Below are 6184 nucleotides of genomic sequence, written 5' to 3'. Positions count from 1 at the left end.
CCCCCCCCCCCCCCCCACGACCGCCGGGTTCGTCAGGAGACGCGACGCACCCAGTAGGCGACGCCCCGGGGCGCCGCGTGCGCGCCGAGGTACTCCTGCTCGCGCATGTCGCACCACGCGGGGATGTCGAGCCGGGCGGCCTCGTCGTCGGAGAGCACCGACACGACGCCGCCCAGCGGCACGTCCCCGATGACCTTCGCCAGCTCGATGACCGGGATCGGGCACCGCTTGCCGAGGGAGTCCACGACGAGGTCGGGCTCGCCCTCCGCCCCCGCCTCCGCCGTCCGTACCGCCCCCGCCGCGGGGCCGGACGCCGGCGCGCCGAGCCGCTCCCGCACCGTCCGCACCACCCCCGGCAGCACCTCGAGGAAGCGGTCCACGTCGCCCGCCTCCGCCCCCGCCGGCAGCGAGACCCGCACGTTCCCCTCGGACAGCACACCCATCGCCTTCAGGACATGGCTGGGCGTCAGCGTGCTGGACGTGCACGACGACCCGGAGGAGACGGAGAAGCCCTCCCGGTCCAGTTCGTGCAGCAGTGCCTCGCCGTCCACGTAGAGGCAGGAGAAGGTCACCACGTTCGGCAGCCGCAGCTCGGGGTGGCCCACCACCTCGACGTCCGGGACGAGTTCGGGCACCGCGGTGCGGATGCGGTCGACCAGGGCGGACAGCCGCGCCGCCTCCGCGGACGCCTCGGCGCGCACCGCCCGCAGGGAGGCCGCCGCGGCGACGATCGCGGGCAGGTTCTCGAAACCGGGCGCGCGCCCCGACTCCCGTTCGTCCGCGGGCCCCTGGACGGCGAAGCGGGTGCCCTTGCGGACCGCCAGCAGGCCCACCCCGGACGGCCCGCCCCACTTGTGGGCGCTCGCGGTCAGCAGCGACCAGCCGCCCGCCACCGCGCCCCAGCCCAGCGACTGGGCGGCGTCGACGAGCAGCGGCACCCCCGCCGCCCGGCACAGCTCCGCGGCCTCGTCGACCGGCTGCACGGTGCCGACCTCGTGGTTGGCGGACTGCAGGCAGGCCAGCGCGGTGTCCTCGCGCAGCGCGGCACCGAAGGCGCCGGCGTCGACCAGACCCGTGCGGTCCGTGCCCACCTCCGTGACATCGGCGTCGTCCACCGCGTGCAGCACGCAGGAGTGTTCGACGGCGGAGACGACCACGTGCCGGCCGACCCGGCGCCGGCCGGCGAGCGCCCCGGCCACCCCCGCGTGCACGGCACGTGTACCCGAAGGAGTGAAAACGAGTTCGTCCGGACGGCACCCGACGGCGTCGGCGGCGGCCTCCCGGGCGGCGTCGAGCAGCAGCCGTGCGCGGCGCCCCTCGCGGTAGAGCCGGGAGGGATCGGCCCACCCCTCGTCGAGCGCGGCGAGGAGGGCCTGCCGGGCGACGGGATGCAGTGGTGCGGCGGACGCGGCGTCGAAGTAGGGCACGTGGTGCACGCTACGCCCCGGCCCCGCCCCGAGCGTCTGGGGACCAGTCAAAAGCGCCCGAAACGGGGCCCTCCGCAGGTGCGCGGCGGTGCCCGACACCCCTTCGGGGGCCGCCCCGGCGCGTTGGCCCCCCTCCCCGCGCGCCCCAAAATCGAGTCCAGTAGGGTTTGGTCCGCATAAACATCCACACCACTGCCCGCGCCAGGGCGACCGACCAGCACAGGCCGGGACTCCGGACGCGCGCGGGCGAGACTCTCGGGAAGGCGCTACGTGAGTCCCTACGGCTCCGACCGCTCGTCGCGGCGCCCGATGCGGCGGATTCTGCCGCAGGCGCTGGCCGCGGGCCTGGTCCTTGCGACCGCCACCGGTTGCACATACGAGGACTTCCCCCGCCTCGGCATGCCCAGCCCCGTCACCAAAGAGGCCCCGATCATCCTGTCGCTCTGGCAGGGCTCCTGGGCTGCCGCGCTCGCGGTCGGCGTGCTCGTGTGGGGTCTGATCATCTGGAGCATCATCTTCCACCGGCGCAGCCGCACCAAGGTGGAGATCCCGCCCCAGGTCCGCTACAACATGCCGATCGAGGCGCTCTTCACCACGGTCCCGCTGGTCATCATCTCGGTGCTCTTCTACTTCACCGCCCGGGACGAGTCCAAGCTGCTGGAGACCTCGGCGCGCCCCGACCACGTCGTCAACGTGGTCGGCTTCCAGTGGAGCTGGGCCTTCAACTACGTCGAGGACGTGGACGGCAACCCGTCGACCCCCGCCGCCGGCAAGGTCCCCGCGGAGCTCTCCTCCATCCCGGCGAAGAAGCTGGACGCGCCCGCGGGCGCCGACGGCGTCTACGACTTCGGCACGCCCGCCTCCAAGGACCAGGACACCGGCAACCCGGGCCCGACCCTGTGGCTCCCCAAGGGCGAGTCGGTCCGGTTCGTCCTCACCTCGCGTGACGTCATCCACTCCTTCTGGGTGGTCCCCTTCCTGATGAAGATGGACGTCATCCCCGGCCACACCAACGTCTTCCAGGTGACTCCCAACAAGGAGGGCACCTTCGTGGGCAAGTGCGCCGAGCTGTGCGGTGTGGACCACTCCCGGATGCTCTTCAACGTCAAGGTCGTCTCCCCGGAGGCCTACAAGCAGCACCTGAAGGACCTGGCGAAGAAGGGGCAGACCGGTTACGTCCCGGCAGGCATTGCCACCACCGGCAACGCCAAGAACGCGGAGACCAAGACCCAGTGAGCATTCTCAACGAACCCCACGGTGCGGCCGCCGCGCACGGCGACATGTACGCGGACGAGCTGCCGGTCCGCACCAAGCAGCCCGGCAATGTCATCGTCAAGTGGCTGACCACCACCGACCACAAGACGATCGGCACGCTCTATCTGGCGACGTCGTTCTTCTTCTTCCTCATCGGCGGTGTGATGGCGCTCGTCATGCGCGCCGAGCTCGCCCGCCCGGGCACTCAGGTGGTGTCCAACGAGCAGTTCAACCAGCTCTTCACGATGCACGGCACCGTGATGCTGCTGATGTTCGCGACCCCGCTCTTCGCCGGCTTCGCGAACTGGATCATGCCGCTGCAGATCGGCGCCCCGGACGTCGCGTTCCCGCGGCTGAACATGTTCGCCTACTGGCTCTACCTGTTCGGCTCACTGATCGCGGTCGCAGGCTTCCTGACCCCGAACGGCGCCGCCGACTTCGGCTGGTTCGCCTACGCCCCGCTGACCGACGCGGTCCGCTCGCCGGGCATCGGCAGCGACCTGTGGATCATGGGTCTGGCGTTCTCCGGCTTCGGCACGATCCTCGGCTCGGTCAACTTCATCACCACGATCATCTGCATGCGCGCTCCCGGCATGACGATGTTCCGGATGCCGATCTTCACCTGGAACGTGCTGCTCACCGGTGTGCTGGTGCTCTTCGCCTTCCCCGTGCTGGCCGCGGCGCTGCTGGCCCTGGAGGCCGACCGGAAGTTCGGTGCGCATGTGTTCGACGCCGCCAACGGCGGCGCATTGCTCTGGCAACACCTCTTCTGGTTCTTCGGGCACCCAGAGGTGTACATCATCGCGCTACCGTTCTTCGGCATCATCAGTGAGGTCATTCCGGTCTTCTCCCGGAAGCCGATGTTCGGCTACGTCAGCCTCATCGCGGCGACGATCTCCATCGCCGGCCTCTCGGCGACGGTGTGGGCCCACCACATGTACGTCACCGGTGGTGTGCTGCTGCCGTTCTTCTCCTTCATGACCTTCCTGATCGCGGTACCGACCGGTGTGAAGTTCTTCAACTGGATCGGCACCATGTGGAAGGGCTCACTGAGCTTCGAGACACCGATGCTCTGGGCGATCGGCTTCCTGATCACCTTCACCTTCGGTGGTCTGACCGGTGTCATCCTGGCCTCGCCGCCGCTGGACTTCCACGTCTCCGACTCCTACTTCGTCGTGGCGCACTTCCACTACGTCGTCTTCGGAACGGTCGTCTTCGCGATGTTCTCCGGCTTCCACTTCTGGTGGCCGAAGTTCACCGGCAAGATGCTCGACGAGCGTCTGGGCAAGATCACCTTCTGGACGCTGTTCTTCGGCTTCCACGGCACCTTCCTCGTCCAGCACTGGCTGGGTGCCGAGGGCATGCCCCGCCGCTACGCGGACTACCTGAACGCGGACGGCTTCACCACGCTGAACACCATCTCGACCATCAGCTCCTTCCTGCTGGGTCTGTCGATGCTGCCGTTCATCTACAACGTGTGGAAGACCGCCAGGTACGGCAAGCCCGTAGAGGTCGACGACCCGTGGGGCTACGGCCGCTCGCTGGAGTGGGCGACCTCCTGCCCGCCGCCGCGGCACAACTTCCTCACGCTGCCGCGCATCCGGTCCGAATCCCCGGCGTTCGACCTCCACCACCCGGAGATCGCCGCTCTGGACCAGCTGGAGAACGTCGGCGCGGCTCCGGCCGTCTCCGGCGGCGATGAGAAGGAGAGCGGCAAGTGAAGTTCCAGGGCAAGCTGTTCCTGTGGCTGTCCGTCTTCTTTCTGGGCATGGCCGTGGTCTACGGCCTGTGGTCCAAGGAGCCGGTCGGCACCACGGCGCTGTTCCTCTCCTTCGGCCTCTCCGTGATGGTCGGGTTCTACCTGGCCTTCACCGCCCGGCGCGCCGACACCGGCGCCCAGGACCGCGAGGACGCGGACGTCGCGGACGACTCCGGCGAGCTGGGCTTCTTCAGCCCGCACAGCTGGCAGCCGCTGCTGCTGGCCTTCGGTGGCGCCCTGGCCTTCCTGGGCATCATCTTCGGCTGGTGGCTGATCTACTTCGCGTCGCCGTTCATCCTCGTCGGCCTGTGGGGCTGGGTCTTCGAGTACTACCGGGGCGAGAACCGCACCCAGTGAGCGCCCCGGCGCCCACGCACCGCACCACGATGGTCCGGACCCCGAGCGGGGGTCCGGGCCATCGCCCGTTCGTACGCGCTCGACGAGCGGCGTAGATCATCTCTGCTTAGCGTGGTGACCATGGGTCACTTTTCTCCGCGCCGCATGGCGACCGCGATCGCCGCAGTGACACTCTCCGCGCCGCTGGCCTCCTGTTCGGGCGGCGGCGATCCCCTCGCCACCGCCCCCTACGATGCCGCCGGCCAGGTCGTGTGGACCGGGGGAGCCGCCGGGTCGAAGAAGGCCGACCCCAAGAAGCCGCTGGAAATCACCGTCAAGGGTGAGGGCAACCGCATCACCGACGTGACGGCCACCGACGGTTCCGGACGCTACGTGAGCGGCCGCCTGTCCGCGGACGGCAAGCGCTGGCGCAGCACCTCGAAGCTCTCCGCCGCGGCGCACTACGTCGTCAAAGTGACCACCGAGGACGCGAAGGGCCACCAGGGACGCAGGACGCTCGCCGTCGACACCACGGGTACCAAGCGCCACCTGAAGGTCACCTTCGGCCCGGAGAGCGGCACCTACGGCGTCGGCCAGCCCATCACCGCCGAGCTGAGCGCCCCGGTCAAGGACACCCTCGGCCGGAGCGTCGTCGAGCGCAACCTGCACGTCAACGCCTCACCCGCGGCCGACGAGGGCGCCTGGTACTGGGTCGACGACAAGACCCTGCACTACCGTCCCCGTACCTACTGGCCCGCGCACGCCCGCATCGACGTGCGCAGCACCCTGAACAACGTGCACATCAAGGGCTCGCTCTACGGGGGTGACGTCAAGCCCCTGACGCTGCGCACCGGCGACCGCATCGAGGCCGTCACCGACGCCGCGAGGCACACCATGACCTTCAAGCGCAACGGCAAGCTCGTCCGCACCATCCCGGTGACCACCGGCAAGCCGGGGTTCTCCACCCGCAACGGCATCAAGGTGGTGCTCGGACAGGAGGCCAACGTACGGATGCGCAGCGAGACCGTCGGTATCGCCTCGGGCAGCTCCGACTCCTACGACCTGCCCGTCCAGTGGGCCACCCGGGTCACCTGGAGCGGTGAGTACGTGCACGCGGCGCCCTGGTCGGTGGGCTCGCAGGGGATCGCCAACGTCAGCCACGGCTGCGTCGGCATGAGCACCGAGAACGCCCACTGGTTCTTCGACAACGTGCGCGTCGGAGACCTCGTCTCGGTCGTCAACAGCCTGGGCGACGACATGCCCGCCTTCGGGAACGGCTTCGGCGACTGGAACCTGTCCTGGAGCGAGTGGCGCAAGGGCAGCGCGACGGGAACGCGCAAGGGCGCCGACCCGGCCGTGGCCGACCGTACCGACGCCCCTGGAGCCCGTCTGCGGCCCGAGATGTGAC

5 protein-coding genes are annotated in these 6184 nt (G+C 69.6%); 4 read left to right on the top strand and 1 reads right to left on the bottom strand.

The window, feature by feature from the left end:
• Window positions 1-32: 32 nt before the first annotated feature.
• Window positions 33-1427, bottom strand: coding sequence for a cysteine desulfurase/sulfurtransferase TusA family protein (locus AC3EUJ_RS06660; protein ID WP_431960032.1), 1395 nt, complete (start codon window positions 1425-1427; stop codon window positions 33-35).
• Window positions 1428-1697: 270 nt separating this feature from the next.
• On the opposite strand from AC3EUJ_RS06660, the gene ctaC reads away from it, so the two are divergent.
• The 4 genes from ctaC to AC3EUJ_RS06640 all read left to right on the top strand — a co-directional run bounded on the left by ctaC (window position 1698) and on the right by AC3EUJ_RS06640 (window position 6183).
• On the top strand, window positions 1698-2663 hold the full coding sequence (gene ctaC / locus AC3EUJ_RS06655; protein WP_431960031.1) for an aa3-type cytochrome oxidase subunit II: 966 nt from the start codon (window positions 1698-1700) through the stop codon (window positions 2661-2663).
• Window positions 2660-4402 carry an aa3-type cytochrome oxidase subunit I gene (ctaD, locus tag AC3EUJ_RS06650; protein WP_431960030.1) on the top strand — a complete coding sequence of 581 codons (1743 nt, stop codon included), beginning with the start codon at window positions 2660-2662 and terminating at the stop codon, window positions 4400-4402. The genes ctaC and ctaD overlap by 4 nt, the downstream gene beginning before the upstream one ends.
• Window positions 4399-4797: a cytochrome c oxidase subunit 4 gene (locus AC3EUJ_RS06645; protein ID WP_431960028.1), complete on the top strand. Its 399-nt coding sequence runs from the start codon at window positions 4399-4401 to the stop codon at window positions 4795-4797. The genes ctaD and AC3EUJ_RS06645 overlap by 4 nt, the downstream gene beginning before the upstream one ends.
• A 120-nt stretch (window positions 4798-4917) precedes the next feature.
• Complete coding sequence (locus AC3EUJ_RS06640; RefSeq protein WP_431960027.1) at window positions 4918-6183, top strand: L,D-transpeptidase; 1266 nt, start codon at window positions 4918-4920, stop codon at window positions 6181-6183.
• The last annotated feature ends 1 nt before the right edge of the window (window position 6184 follow it).

The organism is Actinacidiphila sp. bgisy160 (assembly GCF_057707815.1).
The sequence above is the reverse complement of the archived record's forward strand: the minus strand, read 5'-3'. Positions and strand labels throughout refer to the sequence as shown.

Bases quoted from the DNA above. Each gene is read 5' to 3' on its own strand.
- AC3EUJ_RS06640 (WP_431960027.1), top strand. From the start codon at position 4,918: ATGGGTCACTTTTCTCCGCGCCGCATGGCGACCGCGATCGCCGCAGTG.